The 19,330-nt window shown below is 73.4% G+C and carries 17 protein-coding genes; 11 read left to right on the plus strand and 6 right to left on the minus strand.

The genetic code is table 11. The annotated features are described in order from the left end of the window. Nucleotides 1-6 precede the first annotated feature (6 nt). The 3 genes from C2L58_RS25180 to C2L58_RS25190 all read right to left on the minus strand — a co-directional run bounded on the left by C2L58_RS25180 (nt 7) and on the right by C2L58_RS25190 (nt 4,513). On the minus strand, nt 7-732 hold the full coding sequence (locus C2L58_RS25180) for an ABC transporter permease (protein ID WP_103340067.1): 726 nt from the start codon (nt 730-732) through the stop codon (nt 7-9). Next, nucleotides 729-1,454, minus strand: coding sequence for an ABC transporter ATP-binding protein (locus C2L58_RS25185; protein ID WP_103340068.1), 726 nt, complete (start codon nt 1,452-1,454; stop codon nt 729-731). The genes C2L58_RS25180 and C2L58_RS25185 overlap by 4 nt, the downstream gene beginning before the upstream one ends. A 179-nt stretch (nt 1,455-1,633) precedes the next feature. After that, nucleotides 1,634-4,513 (minus strand): glycoside hydrolase family 9 protein, encoded by a 2,880-nt coding sequence (locus C2L58_RS25190; RefSeq protein ID WP_199191426.1) that lies wholly within the window; start codon nt 4,511-4,513, stop codon nt 1,634-1,636. 239 nt (nt 4,514-4,752) lie between these two features. Here C2L58_RS25190 and C2L58_RS25195 point away from each other — a divergent pair, with 239 nt between their 5' ends. Next, complete coding sequence (locus tag C2L58_RS25195; RefSeq protein WP_103340070.1) at nt 4,753-6,381, plus strand: glycoside hydrolase family 27 protein; 1,629 nt, start codon at nt 4,753-4,755, stop codon at nt 6,379-6,381. A gap of 130 nt (nt 6,382-6,511) precedes the next feature. Then, nucleotides 6,512-6,745 (plus strand): hypothetical protein, encoded by a 234-nt coding sequence (locus C2L58_RS25200; protein ID WP_103340071.1) that lies wholly within the window; start codon nt 6,512-6,514, stop codon nt 6,743-6,745. 261 nt (nt 6,746-7,006) lie between these two features. Here C2L58_RS25200 and C2L58_RS25205 read toward each other — a convergent pair whose 3' ends face one another. The 3 genes from C2L58_RS25205 to C2L58_RS25215 all read right to left on the minus strand — a co-directional run bounded on the left by C2L58_RS25205 (nt 7,007) and on the right by C2L58_RS25215 (nt 8,715). Continuing rightward, entirely contained in the window at nt 7,007-7,360 is a 354-nt protein-coding gene (locus C2L58_RS25205) for a hypothetical protein (RefSeq protein WP_103340072.1), read from the minus strand. 529 nt (nt 7,361-7,889) lie between these two features. Continuing rightward, the gene (locus C2L58_RS25210) at nt 7,890-8,240 is read right to left on the minus strand and encodes a hypothetical protein (protein WP_103340073.1); all 351 of its coding nucleotides are present in this window, start codon (nt 8,238-8,240) and stop codon (nt 7,890-7,892) included. A 106-nt stretch (nt 8,241-8,346) separates the two neighbouring features. Further along, complete coding sequence (locus C2L58_RS25215) at nt 8,347-8,715, minus strand: hypothetical protein (RefSeq protein WP_103340074.1); 369 nt, start codon at nt 8,713-8,715, stop codon at nt 8,347-8,349. 425 nt (nt 8,716-9,140) lie between these two features. Between C2L58_RS25215 and C2L58_RS25220 the strand changes: the two genes are divergently transcribed. The 9 genes from C2L58_RS25220 to C2L58_RS25260 all read left to right on the plus strand — a co-directional run bounded on the left by C2L58_RS25220 (nt 9,141) and on the right by C2L58_RS25260 (nt 19,136). Beyond that, nucleotides 9,141-9,977 (plus strand): hypothetical protein, encoded by an 837-nt coding sequence (locus C2L58_RS25220; protein ID WP_103340075.1) that lies wholly within the window; start codon nt 9,141-9,143, stop codon nt 9,975-9,977. Next, nucleotides 9,974-10,939, plus strand: coding sequence for a polysaccharide deacetylase family protein (locus tag C2L58_RS25225; protein WP_103340076.1), 966 nt, complete (start codon nt 9,974-9,976; stop codon nt 10,937-10,939). Before C2L58_RS25220 ends, C2L58_RS25225 begins: the two co-directional genes overlap by 4 nt. Next, nucleotides 10,936-12,162 carry an O-antigen ligase family protein gene (locus C2L58_RS25230; RefSeq protein WP_233225916.1) on the plus strand — a complete coding sequence of 409 codons (1,227 nt, stop codon included), beginning with the start codon at nt 10,936-10,938 and terminating at the stop codon, nt 12,160-12,162. The genes C2L58_RS25225 and C2L58_RS25230 overlap by 4 nt, the downstream gene beginning before the upstream one ends. Next, nucleotides 12,144-13,199 (plus strand): glycosyltransferase, encoded by a 1,056-nt coding sequence (locus C2L58_RS25235; protein ID WP_233225917.1) that lies wholly within the window; start codon nt 12,144-12,146, stop codon nt 13,197-13,199. The genes C2L58_RS25230 and C2L58_RS25235 overlap by 19 nt, the downstream gene beginning before the upstream one ends. Continuing rightward, nucleotides 13,196-14,050 (plus strand): hypothetical protein, encoded by an 855-nt coding sequence (locus C2L58_RS25240; protein WP_103340077.1) that lies wholly within the window; start codon nt 13,196-13,198, stop codon nt 14,048-14,050. Before C2L58_RS25235 ends, C2L58_RS25240 begins: the two co-directional genes overlap by 4 nt. Nucleotides 14,051-14,129: 79 nt before the next feature. After that, nucleotides 14,130-15,482, plus strand: coding sequence for a glycosyltransferase 87 family protein (locus C2L58_RS25245; RefSeq protein ID WP_233225918.1), 1,353 nt, complete (start codon nt 14,130-14,132; stop codon nt 15,480-15,482). After that, nucleotides 15,479-16,903 carry an oligosaccharide flippase family protein gene (locus tag C2L58_RS25250; RefSeq protein ID WP_233225919.1) on the plus strand — a complete coding sequence of 475 codons (1,425 nt, stop codon included), beginning with the start codon at nt 15,479-15,481 and terminating at the stop codon, nt 16,901-16,903. The genes C2L58_RS25245 and C2L58_RS25250 overlap by 4 nt, the downstream gene beginning before the upstream one ends. Beyond that, on the plus strand, nt 16,900-18,009 hold the full coding sequence (locus C2L58_RS25255) for a glycosyltransferase family 4 protein (protein ID WP_103340079.1): 1,110 nt from the start codon (nt 16,900-16,902) through the stop codon (nt 18,007-18,009). Before C2L58_RS25250 ends, C2L58_RS25255 begins: the two co-directional genes overlap by 4 nt. Continuing rightward, on the plus strand, nt 18,006-19,136 hold the full coding sequence (locus tag C2L58_RS25260) for a glycosyltransferase family 4 protein (protein ID WP_103340080.1): 1,131 nt from the start codon (nt 18,006-18,008) through the stop codon (nt 19,134-19,136). Before C2L58_RS25255 ends, C2L58_RS25260 begins: the two co-directional genes overlap by 4 nt. The last annotated feature ends 194 nt before the right edge of the window (nt 19,137-19,330 follow it).

Genomic DNA, 19,330 nt, shown 5'->3' on the forward strand with positions numbered 1-19,330 from the left:
GCGCTCTCAGGGGGTGCGGCGGCGCAACGTCGCCGCCCCCAGCAGGAGCGCGAGGACCGCGCAGCCGGCGATGATCCCGATGTCGCGGACCAGGGTGCCGCCGACTTCGGCCGAGCGGGTCACCTGGGTGAGTGCGTCCACCGCGTAGGACAGCGGCAGGACGTCCGACACCGCGCTCAGCACCCAGCCCATGTCGCCGCGCGGGACGAACAGGCCGCACAGCAGGAACTGCGGCAGCACGAACACCGGCAGGAACTGGATCGCCTGGAACTCGGTGCGGGCGAACGCGCTGACGAACAGGCCGAGCGCGGTGCCGAGGAGCGCGTCCAGCACCACGATGAGCAGCAGGACCCAGACCGAGCCCGCGATGTCCAGCCCGAGCCAGGTCAGGGAGATCCCGGCGGCCACGACCACCTGCAGGGTCGCGAGCAGGCCGAACGCCAGCGCGTAGCCGAGGAGCAGGTCGAGCTTGCCGATCGGCATGGTCATCAGCCGCGTCAACGTGCCGGTCGTGCGCTCGCGCAGCGTCGTCACCGAGGTCAGCAGGAACATGATCGTGAACGGGAAGATCCCCAGCAACGCCGGCGCGACCGCGCTGAACCGCTGCTCCGAGTTGAGCACGTACCGCAGCAGGATCATCAGCACGCTCGGCACCGCGACGAGCAGCACCACCGTGCGCGGGTCGTGGCGCAGCTGGGTGAGGATCCGGCGGGTGGTGGCCAGCGCGTTCATCGCGCCGCCTCCGAACGGCCCTTGATCAGGCGGAGGAACGCCTGCTCGAGATCGGGCGCGCCGGTCCGCGTCCGCAGCGCCTCGGGGGTGCCGCGGGCCAGGAGCCGGCCGCGGTGCAGCAGCAGGAGGTCCTCGCAGCGCGCGGCTTCGTCCATGACGTGGCTGGAGATCAGCAGCGTGACGCCGGTGGCGGCCAGGTCGTGGAACAGCTTCCAGAGCTCGTCGCGCAGCTCGGGGTCGGAACCGACCGTCGGCTCGTCCAGCACCAGCAGCTCGGGGGTGCCGAGCAGCGCCACGGCCAGGTTGGCCCGGCCGCGCTGGCCGCCGGAGAGGCGGCCGACCAGCACGCGGGCCGAGGTGGTGAGCCCGGTCCGGGTGATCACTCGGTCCACATCGGACGGCGGCGCGCCGAGCACCGCGGCGAAGTAGCGCAGGGCTTCGGTCACCGTCAGGTCCGCGTAGATCGCCGGTTCCTGGGTCGCGTAGCCGATCCGGCGGCGCAGCTCGGGATGTCCCGCGGGCTTGCCGAGCACCGTCACGTGCCCGGATTCGACGAGCTGGACGCCCACGATCGAGCGCATCAGCGTGCTCTTGCCGCAGCCGTTCGGGCCCAGCAGCCCGGTCACCGTCCCGCGGCGCACGGTGAACCCGATGTCGCGCAGGACCTCTTCGCCGCCGCGGTGGACGCGCAGGTCCGCCGCGACGATCGCCGGCTCGTCCACGGCGTCCTCCTTCCCGCCCCGGGCCCTCATGGTGAGCGCCGGAACGGTCCGGGACAAGGCCCGGGTGCGGAGGCGAGAAGAGCGGGCAGGCGCGCCGAGGGGGAGGAGGCGCACCTGCCCGCGGGTGTGACGCTAGCGGACTCTCCGGCGGTTCGCCGATCGAGCGACCGGCGAGGCCGTCAGCCGCAGGTCTTCCCGTTCACCGCGAAGGCCGTCGGCGACGGGTTGCCGCTGCCCGTGAAGCTGCCGTTGAAGCCGATCGAAACCGACTTGCCCGGCGCCACCGAGGCGTTCCAGGGCAGCGCCGTGGCGGTGACGCCCGCACCGGACTGCGCCCACGTCGCCGACCAGCCCTGGGTCACCTTCTGGTTACCCGGGAAGGCGAACTTCAGCGTCCACGTCGGCCACGCCGTCGTCCCGGTGTTGGTCAGCGTGACGTAGGCCGTGAAGCCGCCGGTCCACGAGGTGGCCGTGTAGGCCACCGAGCAGCCGCCGCCCGAGGCGTCCGGCAGCGTGGTGAACTGCGTCGACGCCGAGTCCGGCCCGGTGAGGCCGGCGCCGTTGCGGGCCACCACGACCACGGTGTAGGCCGTCGACGGCGACAGCCCGGTCAGGGTCGCGGTCGTTCCGGTGACGGTGGCGAGGACCTTGCGGGCCAAGCCGGTCACGCCGACGACGTCGTAGCTCTTGATCCCGCTCTCCGCGTCCGAAGACGCCGTCCAGGTCACCGTCGCGCCGGTGGCGGACACCGCCGAGACGACGGGCTTGCCCGCGGCGGCCGGGGCGGTCGTGTCGACCGCGGACGGCGACTTCTCCGCGGTCCAGTTCGCCAGCCAGGCCAGCGCCGAGTTCCAGTTGATGGCGACCTCGTTCACCGAGTACGCCTGGATGTCGTCGACGAAGCAGCGCTGGGGCGCGCAGCCGGTGAGCAGCCGGGCCGCGGTCGGGTCCTGCAGGCCGCTGTTGGGCCCGCCGGAGAGCGCCCCGGGCGGCGCGGTCGGCAGCGACGGGTCCAGTTCGTGCGCCCAGAACCGGTGGTGCACGTTCTGCACGGCCTGGTCACCGTGGCCGGCGACGTAGGAGTAGTTCGCGGGGTTGCGGCCCAGCAGGTAGTCCATGGCCTGGAACGCGCCGTCGCGGTACTTGTCCAGCTTGGTGAAGTCGTAGGCCAGGGCCAGCACGACGCCGTTGTTGGCCACCAGGCCGTTGGATCCCCACTCGTACGTGCCGTCGGCCGTGCGGTAGGGCGCGGGGTAGCCCATGCCCGCCATCTGCGCGAGGTGGCTGTCGGCGGTCGTGGTGATGGCCGACTTGATCGCCGTGACGTCGGCCGCGGGCAGGTCGGTGGGCACCAGCGCCAGGGTGATGTCGCCGAGCGCGCCCGTCGAGCCCCAGTCGAAGCCGTGGGTGTTGAAGCTGACCCCCCGGTAGAGCGAGGATCCGGTGACGTCGGTGCGGTATCCGCTCTTGCCGGTCGTCGCGAAGAGTTCCGCGGCGGCCCAGTAGAACTCGTCGGTCACGGTGTTGTCGCCGTAGGTCCCGCCGCCGGTGCCGTCGTTCGGGTCGGCGAGCACGTTCGGGTTGGCCTTCGCCGCGGCGTACGCCTTCTCGGCCGCCGCGAGCAGCTTCGCCGAGTACGCCGGGTCGATGGTCCGCCACAGCCGGGACGCCTGCGCCGCGACCGCGGCCATGTTCAGCGTGGCCGCCGTGCTCGGCGGGGAGAGCCGGCGCGGCTGGCTGTCCTGGTCGGGCCGGGTGGGCAGCGCAGTCCACTGCGCGTCGTGGATCTTGTGGTGCACCATGCCCGCGTTCGGCTTGCCGTCGGGCACCTGCATGGAGAGCAGGAAGTCGACTTCCCAGCGGGCTTCGTCGAGGATGTCGGGGACGCCGTTGCCCTGTTCGGGGATGGCCAGCTTCCCGTCGCCCAGCGCGCTCGCGTCGCCCAGCTTCAGCGCGCGCTCGTATTCGTCGAGCAGCTCCCAGGTCGCGATGCCGCCGTTGACGACGTACTTGCCCTGGTCGCCCGCGTCGTACCAGCCGCCGCGGACGTCGAGCGTGTAGCCGCAGTTCAGGTCCGACCGGCAGGGCACGTTGTCGTCACCCTGGTTCGGCGCCACGTTGAGGTGCCCCGCCGGGCGCGCGTAGGTCGCCCCTACGTACCGGGCGTCGATCGCGATGCCGCTGCGCTGGTGGTAGAAGAACGCCAGCGAGTCGTAACGCAGCTTCTTCAGGCCGTCCGCGGAGATGTCGAACGGGAAGCTCGTCTCGGAGCCGACGACGAGGGTGTACCCGGTGCCCGCGGTGTCGTAGGCGGAGAAGTCGATGTCGTGGACGTTCTCGCCGGAGGCGGCGTCGGCGCCGCGGGGCCGGGTCTGGCCGGTGGTCACCGCGGTGCCGGCGGAGTTGCGCAACGTCCACGTCACCGGCGTCGAGGAACCGCTGATCACCGTGGCGTGCTTGGGCAGGCCGGGGGTGTAGCTCTCCTGGTTCACCCGGATGCCGCTCGTCGGCGGCAGGCCGCCGGGCGGGATGACGCCGCCGATCAGCGAGATGTTGTCCAGGCAGACGGTGTTGTTCGCGGCTTGGCCGCCGAACCAGAAGGCCAGCTGGCCGTTGCCCGCGTTCGGGAAGTCCAATGTGGACGTGAAGGTGACGGTGAAGTGCTGGGTGGCGGGCGTGACCGTCAGGTCGGTGCGGGAGATCTGCCGGTAGGGCGAGACGGCCTCGCCCGCGACGGCGGAGATCTGCTGGGTGGTCGTGGCGTGCGCGTCGAACGTCAGCGTGTACTGCTGGCCCGCCTCGAAGGGGACGCCGTTCTGGCCGGCCAGCGCGTCGTAGCCGTTGGCCGTGCCGCCGGTGACGTCGGTGCAGAACTCCCCGCCGGTGACGTGGCCGGTGGTCCCGGACCCGGCCCACCAGGGGTCGATGGTGCCGCCGGCGAAGGTGCCGTTGAGCAGCCGCTCGTACGTCGCGGCGGACGCGGGCACGGATCCCGTCGTCAGCCCGAGCGCCGTCACCGCCAGTAACACCAGACCAGCCCGGAATCTCTTTGCCCGCATTCGCCACTCCTCGTCGTCGAGCCAGGCGTAAGTGGGAGCGCTCCCAGAGAGGGGACTGTAATCACGGGTGCGCACCTTTGGCAATCCGCGGAAGGGAGGTGGACGCGGCATCGGGCTTCCTCTATACATACGTGGGCCACCGGGTCAGCCAAGCCGAAACTTTCGGAAATTTTCACGAGCCAGCGCGCGACCGGAAGTGTTAACGCTAACTTCGGTCCGCCCGTCGGAAAGGGGCGACGATGCCCGCTCGAACCCGTTCACGGATCCTGCACTCGTTCACCGCGGCGGCCGCCGCGGTGGCGTTGTCCGCCGCGGTCCCGGCCGCCGCCGTCGCCGCGCCGGGGAGCCCCGCGGTCACCCCGCCGCTGGGCTGGAACAGCTGGAACAGCTTCGGGTGCAACGTCAGCGAGTCCACGATCCACCAAGCCGCCGACGCGATGGTCTCCTCCGGCATGCGCGACTCGGGTTACCAGTACGTCGTCGTCGACGACTGCTGGTTCGACCCGCAGCGCGATTCCCAGGGCAACCTGCGCGGCAACGCCTCGAAGTTCCCCAGCGGCATGAAGGCCCTCGGCGACTACATCCACGCCCGCGGCCTGAAGTTCGGCATCTACCAGGTCCCCACCGACCGCACGTGCGCCCAGCGCGGCGGCGCCTACCCCGGCTCCACCGGCAGCCAGGGCCACGAAACCCAGGACGCCCGGACGTTCGCCTCCTGGGGCGTCGACTACCTCAAGTACGACTGGTGCTCCCCCGCCGGTACCCGCGACGAGCAGGTCAGCCGCTTCGGCCTGATGCGCGACGCCGTGCGCGCCACCGGCCGCCCCATCGTCTACAGCATCAACCCCAACAGCTACCACGCCATCACCGGTGACAAGTACGACTGGGGCCAGGTCGCCGACCTGTGGCGCACCACCGAAGACCTGCTCGACATCTGGCAGAACGGCAACACCAACAGCTACCCGATGGGCGTCGGCAACGTCCTCGACGTCACCGCTCCGCTGGCCGCCCAGGCCGGGCCCGGGCACTGGAACGACCCGGACATGCTCGTCGTCGGCCGCCCCGGCCTGTCACTGACCGAATCCCGCGCGCACCTCGCCCTGTGGGCCCTGATGGCGGCGCCGCTGATGGCGGGCAACGACATCCGCACCATGTCGGCGGACATCAGCGCCGTCCTGCGCAACCCCCGCCTGCTGGCCGTCGACCAGGACCGCCTGGGCGCCGGCGGCCGCCGGGTCCGCGACGACGGCAACGTCGAGGTCTTCGCCAAGCCGCTGGCCGACGGGTCCGTCGCCGTCGGCCTGCTCAACCGCGGCAGCGCCACCACGACCATCAGCACCACCGCCGCGCAGATCGGGCTCGCCGGGACGTCGTTCACCCTGACCGACCTGTGGACCGGCGGCACCTCGGCGAGCAGCGGAACGATCAGCGCGAGCGTCCCCGCCCACGGCGCCGCCGCCTACCGCGTATCCGGCGGCACCCCGCTCGCCGCCACGACGTCGCGGCTGCGCGGCGCCGGCGCCAACCGCTGCCTCGACGTCGACAATGCCTCCACCGCCTCCGGCGCGGGCACGCTGATCTGGGACTGCCAGACCGCCGCCAACCAGCTGTGGACCACTTGGGAGAACAGCGAAATCCGCGTCTTCGGCGACAAGTGCCTCGACGCCACGACCAGCGGAGCCCGCGTCTTCAGCCGCTCGTGCACCGGGCAGGGCAACCAGAAGTGGACCTTGGGCGCGGACGGCACGATCCGCAACGTCCAATCAGGACTGTGCCTCGACGTCGAAGGCGCCGCGACGGCCAATGGGACCCACGCGATCCTGTGGACCTGCAACGGCCAGGCGAACCAGCAGTGGAGCCGCGTCTGAGCGATGTAGCGGCACTGCCGGACGAGCGGGTCCGCTTCTCACCTGACCGAGGGACGCCGGGACGGTAACGCGCGGGCGGTAACGGAGCGATAACGGGATACGGACCGTCCGACCGCAGGAGAACTTTCGCGTGGAAACACCGTGCCGAGGCCCCATCGACGTCACCCGGGTCACCGGGTTCGACAGCGGCACCGCCGACCCTGATGACCTTCGCCGCGCCGTCGCGGCGTCACCCGGCTTCACCCGGGCCGCCACCGAGCAGCAGGCGGCGGTGCTGGACATCGTTTTGCGCGTGGGCACCACGCCCGGCCCGGAGCCGCGGCGCCGGCGCGGGGTCGTCGGGAGGCTGCTCGGGCGCCGCTGAGCGCACACATGGAAAAGCCGCGACCGACGTGTCGGTCGCGGCTTTTGCCTGCGCCGGGTGGGGCCGGCTCACCGGTTCTGCCCGGTGGCCGGTCCCACCCGTGCCGGCGTCGGCGCCGGGATCGCTGCGTGCCCGGGACGGGGAACCGGAGTGTGCAGCTCGCTCCCTGTTCCGGGCACGCCGCACCACCTCGGGCGCGGCGCCGGATTCCGCGCCTCGGCCGGCATCCGCACACACAACGGGCGGCCGTGGCGCGGGGACTCAGTGACCCTGGCTGGTGCCACCGTCGGCGAGGCCGCTCGAGGCGCAGTTCTGCGGGTTCTCGCCGCTGGCCTCGTGCTCGCCCGGCGACAGGATCGGCACGCCGATGCCGTTGAGCGAGTTCTGGATCGGCACCTGGACGCCGAGCACGTTGATCTCGTTGTCGCACACACCGAGCGCGGCGTTGACGTTGTGCAGCACGTCGGTGTTGTTCAGGTTGAGCAGGCCGAGCTGGCCGGTGTGCCCACCGTGGTGGTGGTCGTGGCCGTCGGGCGTACCGGCAGCCGCGACGCCACCGGCCAGGAAAGCGCCGGCCGCCATGGCAGCCGTGACGAACCCAATCTTCTTCAGCATTTGTTCTCCTCGATCAGTCGGTGCATCGGACAGGACGGCGGCGAGGTGTGTGTGCTCCGTCCCGCGTGAGGGAAACATACTGAGAGAATGGTGTGAATTCCACCGCACGACACCATTGGGTGCGCACCGCAAGCCGCTGACCGGGCCGTGATTGGCCCGATCGGGTCAGCGAGGTTTAAGGCGGAAGATCGCTTTCCGGAAACGAGCCGCATTCGTACACTCGTTCATGACACCATCACTCCACGAAACACCACGGAAAGGAGGCGGAAGCCGTAGGCTCGGACACACGGAACGCGTTCCCCTCGACCCCGGGAACGGGTTTCCGGCTGGGAACCGGCGGGGTGTGAACCCCTCAGCCGAGCCCGCAGCCGGGCGACGCACGACTTCGCCGGTTCCCAGCCCCCATCCAAGCCGTCTTGCGCCGTCCCGACACGGCGGACCGGTCGCACTCCCCCCTTTTTCCGGGCACAGCGAAAAGCCGTCGCACGGAAACTGCTTTCCGTGCGACGGCTTCTTCCCACCGGGTCGATCAGTGGCCCTGGGCCGTCCCGCCGTCCGCGATGCTGCCGCTGGCGCAGTTCGACGGCGTCGAGCCTTCGGCTTCGTGCGCCCCCGGCGACAGGATCGGGACGTCGATGCCGTCGGCGACGTCGTGCAGCGGGACCTGCACGCCGAGCACGTTGACGTTGTCGTCGCAGACGCCGCCGACCACGTTGACGTTGTGCAGTGCGTCGAGGCTCTGCAGGTTGACCAGGCCGAACTGTTCGCTCTGGTCGACCGGGTGGCCCGAGACGCTGACGGTGGTCGCGGAGGCCGAGCCGCCGAAGGCGGCCAACCCGGCGGCCAGTGCGGTCGCGACGAATCCGAGCTGCTTGATCACGAGAAAAAACTCCTCAACTGCCCGCCCCGGTTCCGGGGCGATACTTCACGGCGCGAACCGAGGCCGCGCCATTTCGGAAAACCATTCATTCCGCCGGAGCGGAAAGTCACTCGCCCTGGCTGGTGCCGCCGTCGGCGAGCCCGCTGGAGGCGCAGTTGTACGGCGACTCGCCGCTCGCCTCGCTGGCGCCCGGCGACAGGATCGGCACGCCGATGCCGTTGAGCGAGTCGTGGATCGGCACCTGGACGCCGAGGACGTTGATGTCGTTGCCGCAGAGGCCGAGCGTGCCGTTGACGTTGTGCAGCGCGTCGGTGTTGTTCAGGTTCACCAGGCCGACCTGACCGGTGTGGTCGTAGCCGTAGTTGCCGTGGTGGTGGCCGTGCTCTTCGTCCGGCGTCCCGGCGGACGCGATGCCACCGGTGACGAATGCCCCGGCCGCCATGGCGGCGGCGACGAAGCCGATTTTCTTCAGCATGGGTTCTCCCTCGATAAGACAATTGTCTTCGATAAGACAGTTGCCAAGGCGGTATTCAACGTAGTGTTCCGCCTCGGTGGGAAAAACGTACTGACGGCCCGCCGGGCGTTCCAGCCGGTTAACCGATCGTGTGGGGTGCGCGAACCTATGACCGGGGTTCTTGTAGCTCGAACGGGTGGCGAAACGGAGGTGAGCACGATGTCGGCCGGACGCCGGCGCCGGTGATCACCGAACCGTTGTTACGCCATGTGTTCTGCCGATCGGGACACTGCGGTGCGTCACGCTTTGGGGTGGCCGGAAGCGCGCGAATCAGTGCCGGAGCGTGACGAATTCCCGAATCCCATCCTTCGAAAGTGAAGCCACTTCCGCGTTCCTACGCTTTGCCGGGTCACCCGGTACGCGGGGCGGGACGTGAGGAGTCGTTCGTGGTGGATTACGCGGTGCTCGTGGCGTCCGCGGTGCTCTACGCGGTGGGGATCGTCGCGCAGAGCGTCGCCGCGCGGCGGGCCGGGAACCGGCCGGGTGCGGGACTGGGCCTGCTGGCCCGGCTCGCCGCCGATCGCCTGTACCTGCTGGGTTTCGCCGGTCAGCTGGGCGGTTTCGCGCTCGCGTTCTTCGCGCGGGCGTCCTTGCCGCTGTACCTGGTCCAGGCCGCGTCGTCGTCGGCCATCGGGCTGGCGACCGCGTTCGGGGTGCTCGTCCTCGGGTGGCGGATCCGCACCGGGGAAGCGATGACGCTGGTGCTGCTGGCCTCCGGGCTGGTCGTGCTGGCCGGGTCGTCGTCGGCCTCGGTCGCCACCGATCTCCCGCCCGCCGGGGTCGCCGCGCTGGCCGTCGTGGTGCTCGGCACCGGGCTGGCGATGATCCCGGCCGGCCGGGCGGGGACGTTCCTGCCGGCCGCGGTCCTGTCCGGGGTCGCGTTCGCCGTCGTGGCGGTCGCCAGCCGGACCCTCGCGCACCTCGATCTCCTCGCCCTGCCGGGAAATCCGCTGACCTGGCTGATGCTGGCGGCCGCGGTGCTCGGCCAGGCCTCGATGGCGGCGGCCCTGCAGCGCGGGCCGGCGGCGGCGGTCGTGGCCACCGCCGACGCGACGACGATCGTGCTCGCGTCGGTCACCGGCATCGCCGTCCTCGGCGACCACGTCGTCGCCGGGCAGGGGGCGTGGGTCGCCACCGGCCTCGCCGTGGTCGTGTGCGGCGTCCTGCTGCTCGGCTTGCAGTCACGCGCCGGCGCGCCCGCTCTCGCGGGGGAAGCGGCGTGACCCCGCGGCCGCTCGCGAGCGTCTCGGTCGACCTCGACAACCTGTGGGCCTACCTCAAGACCCACGGTGATCCCGGCTGGCGCGACCGGCCCAGTTTCCTGCCGTCCGCGGTGCCGCGACTGCTGGAGATCCTCGGCGAACAGGGCCTGACGACGACGGTCTTCGTCGTGGGCGCCGACGTCGTCCGCGAAGACGGCGCCAAGGCGGTGGCCGAGATCGCCGCGGCCGGGCACGAGGTGGCCAACCACTCCTTCGGTCACGAACCCTGGCTGCACCGCTACTCCCGCGAGCGGCTCGAGGACGAGCTGAGCCGGACCGAAGCCGCGATCACCGCCGCGGGCGCTCCCCGGCCCAGCGGGTTCCGCGGCCCCGGCTACAGCGTCACGCGCGACCTGGTCGAGCTGCTCGCCGAACGCGGCTACGCCTACGACGCCAGCACGCTGCCGACGTGGATCGGCCCGCTGGCCCGCGCGTACCACAACCGCACGGCGAAAGCCGCGGAAGAAGGGCTCGGCGAGCTGTTCGGCGGGGTTTCCCGGGTGCTCGCGCCGGTGCACGCCTACCGCTGGCAGACCTGCGCGGACAGCTCGCTGGTCGAGCTGCCGGTGACGACGATGCCGCTGCTGCGCACGCCGATCCACGGTTCGTACCTCCTGCAGCTGCACGCGATCTCGCCGCGGCTGGCCCGGGCGTACTTCCGGACGGCGTTGCGGCTCTGCCTCGTCCGCGGGGTGTCGCCTTCGCTGCTGCTGCACCCGACCGACGTCCTCGGCGCCGCCGACGCTCCCGGCATGGAGTTCTTCCCCGGGATGGCGGCACCGGGTGCGCGGAAGGTGGCCTGGCTCGGCTGGGTGCTTTCCGCGCTGCGGGAGCACTTCGACGTCGTCGGCACCGGCGAGTACGTCAGCCGGACGGCTGTGCGGCGCACCCGGCCGGTGACCCGGTTGGACGCCGGAAGATGATCGCTCACCCCGTCGTCCGGCCTCCGACACGCGGAAACCTCGAGACGACCCTGCTTCGGGTCCTCGCGTGCGCGACCGTCGGCTTGGCGCCGGTCGAGGGCTACCTGACGGCCGTGCAGAGCCAGCTCGGCAAGGTCGCGCCCGCCTTGCTGACCGTGGTCTGGCTCGCGGTGCGGATCCGCCGCCGGCAGCCGCCCCGGCCGACTCCGCTGTACGCCGTCCTCACGCTTCTCGCCGTCGTGCTGGCGGCGACCGCGTCCGTGCACGGGGCGGGCCCGTTCACCGCGGAGTACACCGTGCGCTGGCTGCCGTTCCTGGTGGTCACCGCGGTGCTCGCGGACGTCGCGAGCCGGGAGGTGCCGATCCGGTGGCTGCTGCTCGCGGCGGCCGCGGGCGCGACCGCGGCCGGCGCGGGTGCCCTCTACGCCCTGGTCGCCGAGGGCGAAGCGCGCGCGAGCGGGCCGCAGCCGGATCCGAACGACCTCGCCTACTTCCTCGTCGCGGCGGTGCCCCTGCTCGCGGCGCTGCACCGCCGGGGCCGGGGCGCCGTCCTGACCGCCGCGGGCATCGTCCTGGTGGCCGGCGCGACGGCCACGTTCTCCCGCGGCGGCGCGCTCGGCCTGACCGCCGCGGTCGGCTGGCTGCTGCTGCGCGGGGTGCTGCCGTGGCGGGTGCTCGCCGCCGCGGCCGTGGCGGTCGCCGGGCTGGGGCTGGGCGCGTGGGCGTTCGCCGGTCCGCAGCTGGACCGGGCCCTGCAGGAGAAGACCTTCATCGCCGCGTCCAATGTGGACACCCGGGAACTGCGCTGGCAGGCGGCGGCCCGGATGCTGACCGCCCACCCGGTGCTCGGCGTCGGCCCCGGCGGGTTCCGCGAGCACTACGCCGCCGAGTCGCACAACGCCGAGGTCGACGAGCAGACCCCGGTGGCGCACGACATGTACCTCGAGGTCGCCGCCGAACTCGGCCTGCCCGGGTTCGCGCTGTTCGCCGGGGTGGTCGCCACCGCCGCGGTGGCGAGCGAGCGGACGGTCCGGCGGGCCGGCCCCGGCGCACAGCGGACGGAAGCGGTCGCGATCCAGGCGTCGCTGCTGGCCGTCCTGGTGACTTCGACGTTCCTGTCCGAGCAGTACTACCTGCCGCTGTGGTCGCTGGCCGCGCTCGCCGTCGCGGCCGAAACCCGGGTTCGAGAAGGAGGGAAGCGCCGATGCGGGTGCTGCACGTGATCAGTGAGATGGGGGCGGGCGGGGCGGAGACGCTCGTGGCCGGCATGGTGGCCCGCGGCGAGGAGTACGGCTGGGTGTCCGCCGTCGCCGGCGGCGGGGGCTTCCGCGCCGACGCGCTGGCCGCGGCCGGCACGCCGACGTTCGCCGTGCCGCTCGCCCGCCGCAGCAAGGCGGGGGTGCTGAAGGCGGCCTGGGCCACCCGCCGCGCGATCGCGCGGTTCCGGCCCGACGTCGTGCTGGCCCACAACGTCGGCGCGAGCCTGGTGGCCCGCCTCGCGCTCGCCCCCGGGCGGCGGCGGCCGGTCACCGTCTTCCACGGCGTCGCCGAGCCGGATTACCCGGCGGCGGCGCGGATCCTGCGCCGCACGTCCGGCCGGGTCGTCGCGGTGTCCGCCGCGACCGCCGACCGGCTGGCGGCGTCGGGGCTGGAGCGTCCGGTGGTGGTCCGCAACGCGGTGTTCCCGAGGCCGCCGGTGTTCGGCCGCGCGGAGATCCGCGCGTCCCTCGGCGTCCCGGAGCGGACGCCGGTCGCGCTCTGCCTGGCCCGGCTGGAACCGCAGAAACGCCACGACGTGCTGCTCGACGCCTGGGCCGCGGTCGGCGGCGACGCCGTGCTGTGGCTGGCCGGCGATGGCAGCCTGCGGCCGGAGCTGGAGCGTCGCGCGCAGGAGCTGGGCCGCCGGGTCGAGTTCCTCGGCACCCGCGCGGACGTGCCGGACCTGCTCGCCGCGGCCGACGTCACGGTGCTGACCAGCGACTGGGAAGGCCTGCCGCTGGCGGTGCTGGAGTCGATGGCGGCCGGCCGGCCGGTGGTCGCGACGGACGTCGGCGGGATCGCCGGGGTGCTGGCCGGCGGCGGCGGGATCGTGGTGCCGCCGGCGGATCCGGCCGCGACGGCCGCGGCGCTGACCACGCTGCTGTTCGACCCGGCGGCGCGGGAAACCACGGCGCTGGAAGGGATCCGGGCCGTCGAACGCGACTACGACCCGCACCCGCTCATGAAGTCCTACGACGAACTGCTTCGAGGTGCCCGATGAAGTACCGCAGTGTGGTCTCGAGCGTCGCCGTGGCGCTGCTGGTGGGGGCCCTCGTGCTGATCGTCGGCCTGACGCGCGGCGCCGAGTACCAGGGCCGGGTGAGCCTGCTCGCCGGCCCCGCCGCGGCGGACGGTGCTCCCTACGGCGAGGTCGTTTCGCTGGCGTTGCCGGCGCTGGTCGAGCTGGCCCGCAGCCCGTCGGTGCTCGCGGCGGCGGCGCCGGTGTCCGGGTACGGCCCCGACGAGCTCGCCGGGCACGTGTCGGTCGAGCTGGTCCCGGCGTCGGGCCTGGCGCGGCTGTCGGTGCGCGCGGCCTCGCCGGAGCAGGCGGGCGCGACGGCGCTGGCGCTGGGCAAGGCGATGATCGACGCGGATCTCCTCGCGCCGGCCGGGAAGCTGCGGACGCTGGACGCGCGGCCGGAGGTGCTCACGGTGGCACCGGACGTGCCGCTGGTGGGCGGGCTGGCCCTGGTCGGCGCGGTCGCGGCCGGCCTGGCGACGGCGGCCCTGCGCCGGTTGACCCCGCGCGGCGCCGGCCCGGGCCCGGTGCGCCGGGCACTGGCGGCGGCGGGAGTGCACCGCCCGGTGACGGTCCTGCGCGAGGACGACCCCTCGGCAGCGGACCGGCTGGCGGTGCTCTGCCGCGCGGCCGGCCGGCCGGTCCGGGTGCTGCCGGTGACCCCCGACCTGACCGAGACGGCGGCCAAGCTGGCGGCGGGATTGCCGGAGGAGCACGGAGAGGGCGCCTCGGTGGTGGCCGTGACGACGGCGGGGCGCGACCAGGCGGACCTGACCGCGACGGTCGGCGTGCTGGCGGCGGATGCGGTGCTGGTGGCGGTGGTGCAGGCATGACTTCGCAACCCACGGTTCCCGGCACGGCAACCACGCCCAGCGCAACACGTCCCGCCCCCTGCCCAGCGGAGGTGCAGGCATGAGCTCGCGACAAGACACCGACACTCCCACCACCACCGGCCGCCACCGGCGAATCGGCCGCGGTGGTGCCTCGCAGCGAGACACCGCCGCCGACCCCGGCCGGCGACCGGCCCTCACCCGTGGCGCGGGCCTGTCCCCGAAGCAGCGTCTCGTCCTCCTCCTCGCGACCCTCGCCGGAGCCGTGAGCACCTGGCACGCCATCTCGCCTTCGTGGCAAGTCCCGCTCCCCACCCCCGCCGTCGTCGGCGAGGAGCGGTTGCAGGACTTCCGGGATGCCCTCTACTTCCCCATCCGCGAATTCCTCGCCGGCGGCAACCCCTACGACCCCGCCGTGATGACCGGGCGCTGGCCGGTGCGGCAGGACTTCAACCTCTACCAGCCCTACCACCTCCTCCTGCACGCGCCGTTCGCGCTGCCCGGCTACCGCGCCGGCGCTGTCGCGTTCACCCTCTTCTCGCTGCTGCTGCTCGTCGCGCTCGCCGCGTTGACCGCGCACGCCGTCCGGCGGTACGTTCCGGTGCCGTTCGCCGTCGCCACCGCCGTCGTCGCCGCGCTGCTGGTCACCAGCCAGGTCGGGAAGGCGCAGCTCTACGTCGGGCAGATCAACCCGCTGGTCGCCCTCGGCGCGGCCGGGGCCCTGCTGGCCCGGCGCGACCGGCCCGGGTGGGCGGCCGCCGCTCTCGCGCTCGCCTGGCTCAAGCCCCAGTACGGCTTCCCGCTGGCCGTCCTGCTGTTCGCCCGCGGCTCGCGGCGGGTCGCCCTGCTCGGCACGGCCATCGCCGCGGCCGCCAGCCTGCCGGTCGTCGTGCTCCTCGTGGTGCGGGGCGGCGGCATCGGGCCGTTCCTCGACGTCGTCGTCGCGAACCTCACCCACGCCCGCGGTACCGACTACGGTGCCGTCGATTCCGTGACCGCGCAACGCATCGACGTCGCCGCGGTGCTGTTCCGGGTCACCGGGTGGGTCCCCTCCGGCGTCGAACTGGTGGTGCTGGCCGGTGTGCTGGTGACGAGCGTGCTGCTCGTCCGGACCGCGAAGGCGCCGATCGCCGATCTGCTGACCCTCCTCGCCGTGGTGGTCTGCGTGGTGCACCAGCCCGGTGACGTGCTGATCACCGTGCCCGCGATGGCCGTGGTGGCCGCGCTGTGGTGGCGCCACCGGGGCGAGCCGGGCTGGGGTGCGGCCGGGCTGGCCGTCCTCGCGCTCGCCGTCCCCTTCGCGCATTTGTACACAGTGGATACCCTGGTGGGCTCGGTGCTCGGGTCGCGGGCCGCGGTCACCGTGGACGGGGTCGCGGTGGTCGTCGCGTGGGGCCTCGCCGTGGCCGCCGCCCGCCGGGTGCGTCCGGCGTGACGGCCGCGCTCGGGACCCGCGCGGTCCGCGGCTCGCTGTGGCTGGGCGTGGTCAACCTCGTCAGCAAGAGCAGCCAGATGCTGGTCACGCTGGTGCTGGCCGCCCTGCTCACCGAGGGCCAGCTCGGCGCCGTGGCGCTCGCGGTGGCGCTGGTGAACCTCGGCCAGGTCGTCCAGTCGATCGGGGTCTACGACGTCATCGGCCGCACCGAACGCGATCCGCGCCGGACGGCGGGCACCGTCCTGACGCTGAGCGTCGGCGCCGGGCTCGCCCTGGCCGTCGCGCTGGTGGCCGCGGCCGGCCCGCTCACGGCGTTGCTCGGCACGCCCGACGCCGCCGGGCTGGTCCGGCTGGCCGCGCTCGGCCTGCCGTTCTCGGCGGCGGGCGGGGTGCAGATGGGCCTGATGCACCGGGAGCTCGACTTCCGGCGACGGCTGCTGCCCGACGGCGGCAGCGCGGTGCTGGGCGCGGTGCTGACCGTCGTGCTCGCCGCGTGCGGCGCCGGGCCGGTGTCGCTGGTGCTCGGCCTGCTGGTCACGGCGGTGACGCAACCGCTGCTCGGCGCGCTGGCCCGCGGCGGGGTCCGGCCGTGCTGGGATCCCGCGGCGGCGCGCGAAGTGCTGCGCTGGGTGGCCGTGGTGGGGCCGGCGGCGGTCGTCGGCGCGCTGCTGGTCAACCTCGACTACTTCGCGGTCGGGCACGGGCTCGGGCCGGACGCGGTCGGCGTCTACTCGCTGGCGTACCGGCTCGCCTGGGTGCCGTACATCATGGTGGCGGTCGTCCTCGGCGCGGTCGCGTTCCCGGTGTTCACGCGGTTGCGGCGCGAGGGGACGCCGCTCGGCGGGGCGGTCACCCGGTTCACCCGCGCGGTGCTCGTGGTGACGGGCGGGTTGTACCTGGCGCTCGCGGTCCTCGCCGGCCACGTCGTGCTGCTGGGCGAGCGGTGGGCGGGCGCGGCCGGCCCGCTGGTGCTGCTTTCCGGCTACGGCATGGGGATCTGCCTGCTGCAGATCTGGTACCAGGCGGTGAAGGCGACCGGGCACGTCCGGCGTTATCTGGCCCTGGAAACGACGCACCTGGTGCTGCTCGCGGTGGGCCTGGCGGTGCTGACCCACGCCGGCATCGGGGCGGTCGCGCTGGTGCAGTGCGGGGCGGCGTGGCTGGTGGTACCGGCGGCGTGGCGGGTGCTGGCGGGACTCGGCGTGGCGCCTCCGGTGGCGGAGCTGGGCGGGATGTTCGCGCGCGTCACGCTCGCTTGCGCGGCGGGCGCGGTGCCGGCGGTGGTCCTCGGACGGTGGTTCGGGGACTCGCTGCCGGGCGTGGTGGCCGAAGCCGCGGTCCTCGTCGCCGGGTACGCCGGGGCGACCCTGCTGCTGCAGCGGCGTGCGCTCGCCGAACTGCGCCGGGGCGGTCTGCGGTGAAGCTCGCGCACGTCTCCCAGCCGGTGACCGCGGGGGTCGCCGTGGTCGTGCTGGAACTCGCCGTGGCGCAACGGGATCGCGGCTGGGCCGTCACGATCGTCTGCCCGCCGTCCGGCTGGCTCGCCGGACGCGCCCGGGAACTCGGCCTCGAAGTCCGTGGCTGGGCCGCGCGCCGCGCGCCGGGGCCCGGCTCGGTCGCCGAGGCGCTGCGGCTGCGGCGGCTCCTGGCCGACCTCGACCCCGACGTCGTCCACCTCCACAGCTCCAAGGCCGGCCTGGCCGGCCGGCTGGCCGTGCGCGGCGGCCGCCCCACGGTGTTCCAGCCGCACCTGTGGTCCTTCGAGACGGCCGGCGGCGCTTTGCGCCGCGCGTCCGCCGCGTGGGAACGCCTCGCGTCGCGGTGGACCGACCTCGTCGTGTGCGTCAGCGACGACGAACTGGCCGCCGGCCGGGCCGCCGGGGTGACCGCCGAAGCGGAAGTCGTCTGCAACGGCGTCGACACCACCCGGTTCGTCCCCGGCGACCGGACCGCGGCGCGACGGCGGCTCGGGCTGCCCGAGCACGCGCCGATCGCCGTCTGCCTCGGCCGGCTCGCCGAGCTCAAGGGCCAGGACCAGCTGCTGTCGGCGTGGCCCGCGGTGCTGCGGCGGCTGCCGGACGCGCGGCTCGTCTTCGCCGGCGACGGGCCGATGGGCCCGGTGTGGCGCGAGCGGCACCCGGTGGCGGGGCACGCGTCCGTGCGCTGGGCGGGGCGCACCGACGAGCCGGCCGCCTGGTACACCGCCGCGGACGTCGTCGTCCTCCCCTCGCGCGCCGAGGGCATGGCGCTGGTGCCGCTGGAAGCGATGGCGTGCGCGCGGCCGGTCGTCGCGTTCGACGTCGGCGGGATGCGCCAGAGCGTGGCGGACGCGGGCGCGGTGCTGCCGGCCGGCGACGTCGGACGGCTCGCCGACGCCGTGGCCGCGCGCCTGGCCGACCCCGGGCTGGCCCGGCGCGAAGGCGAACGCGGCCGCCGCCGCGTCGAACTGTCCTTCGACCGGGGGCGGATGACCGACCAGATCGCCACCCTCGTCGACAAACTCACCCCGTCGGAGCGCCTCTCGTGACCCGCATCGCCTATCTGCTCACCCAGGACCGCGGCGGTCCGGTGGACGTCACCGTCCGGCTCGCCGCGACGCTGGCCGCCGACGGTCACGACGTCCGCGTCTTCGGTCCCGTGCCGGCGCGGGGCGCCTCGCTGCTCGACGGTCACCACGAGGAACTCTCGGTGGCCGACAAGGAAGACCTCGCGGCGGCGGGCCGGGCGCGGGCGGCGCTGCGGGCGTGGCGGCCCGACGTCGTGCACGCCCAGGACCGGCGCGCGGGGCTGGTGATCGCGGGGCTGCGGTTCGCCCGTGGTGGCCGGCCGACGCTGGTCCAGACCTACCACGGCGTGCCCGACGACGTCGCGGAGCCGTGGTTCCGGGGCGCGCGCGGGGCGGCCGGGCCGTCGCTGTACACGCGGACGGTGCTGGCCGGGGACGCCGTCGTCGCCCGCGTCCTGGACCGGACGATCGTGCCGGCCGAGGCGATGGGGGCCTTCCTGCGCCGTCGCCTGCGGGTGCCCGCCGGGCGGCTGGTGCACGTCGACAACTGCGTCGCCCCTGCTTCGCCGGTCCCGCCACGGGGTCCGGTGCGGCACCTGGTCTTCGCCGGGCTTCTGGTGGAACGCAAGGGGGTGCTCGACCTGCTGGCGGCGTTGTCGCTGCCGGGGGTGCTGCCGCCGGACGCGCGGCTGACGGTGGTCGGCGACGGCCCGGAACGCGCGGCGGCGGAACGGGCCGCGCGGCAGCCGCCGCTGGCGGGGCGCGTGACGTTCCTCGGCTTCCGGCCGGACGTCCCCGCCCTGCTCGCCGGGGCCGACGCGCTGGTCCTTCCGTCCACCATGGAGCAGCAGCCGCTGGTGGTGGCCGAAGCGATGGCCGCGGGCAAGCCGGTCCTGGCCACGGCCACCGGCGGCGTCCCCGCCATGCTCGACGTCCCGGACGCGCCCGCGTTCCTGGCCCCACCGGGCGACGTCCCGGCCCTCGCCGAACGCCTACGGGCTCTGTTCGCCGAGCCCGACCCGGCCCGCCTGGGCCGGCTCCTCGCCGAACGCGCCCACGCCCGCTACCGCCCGGAGCCCTGCGCCCGCCGTCACCTGGACCTCTACGACCAGCTGACCAGCTCGTGTCGTCCCGCCAATCACACGTGATGCCCTTCCAATCACACGTGATGCCCCTTCAATCACGCGAGATGCCCCGCCGAGCACCGGGCTCCGCGTGATCCAAGGCGAACTCGCGTGATCGAGGGGACTGTCCCAAGATCGGTGTTTCCGGCTCGACACGCCGGGCTGAGGTCCGGCGGGATGGGCACTGTGAGTGATGACATCGGAGCTTGTGAGTCCAC

Origin of the sequence: Amycolatopsis sp. CA-126428 (genome assembly GCF_002904335.1) — a bacterium.
Classification (GTDB): domain Bacteria; phylum Actinomycetota; class Actinomycetes; order Mycobacteriales; family Pseudonocardiaceae; genus Amycolatopsis.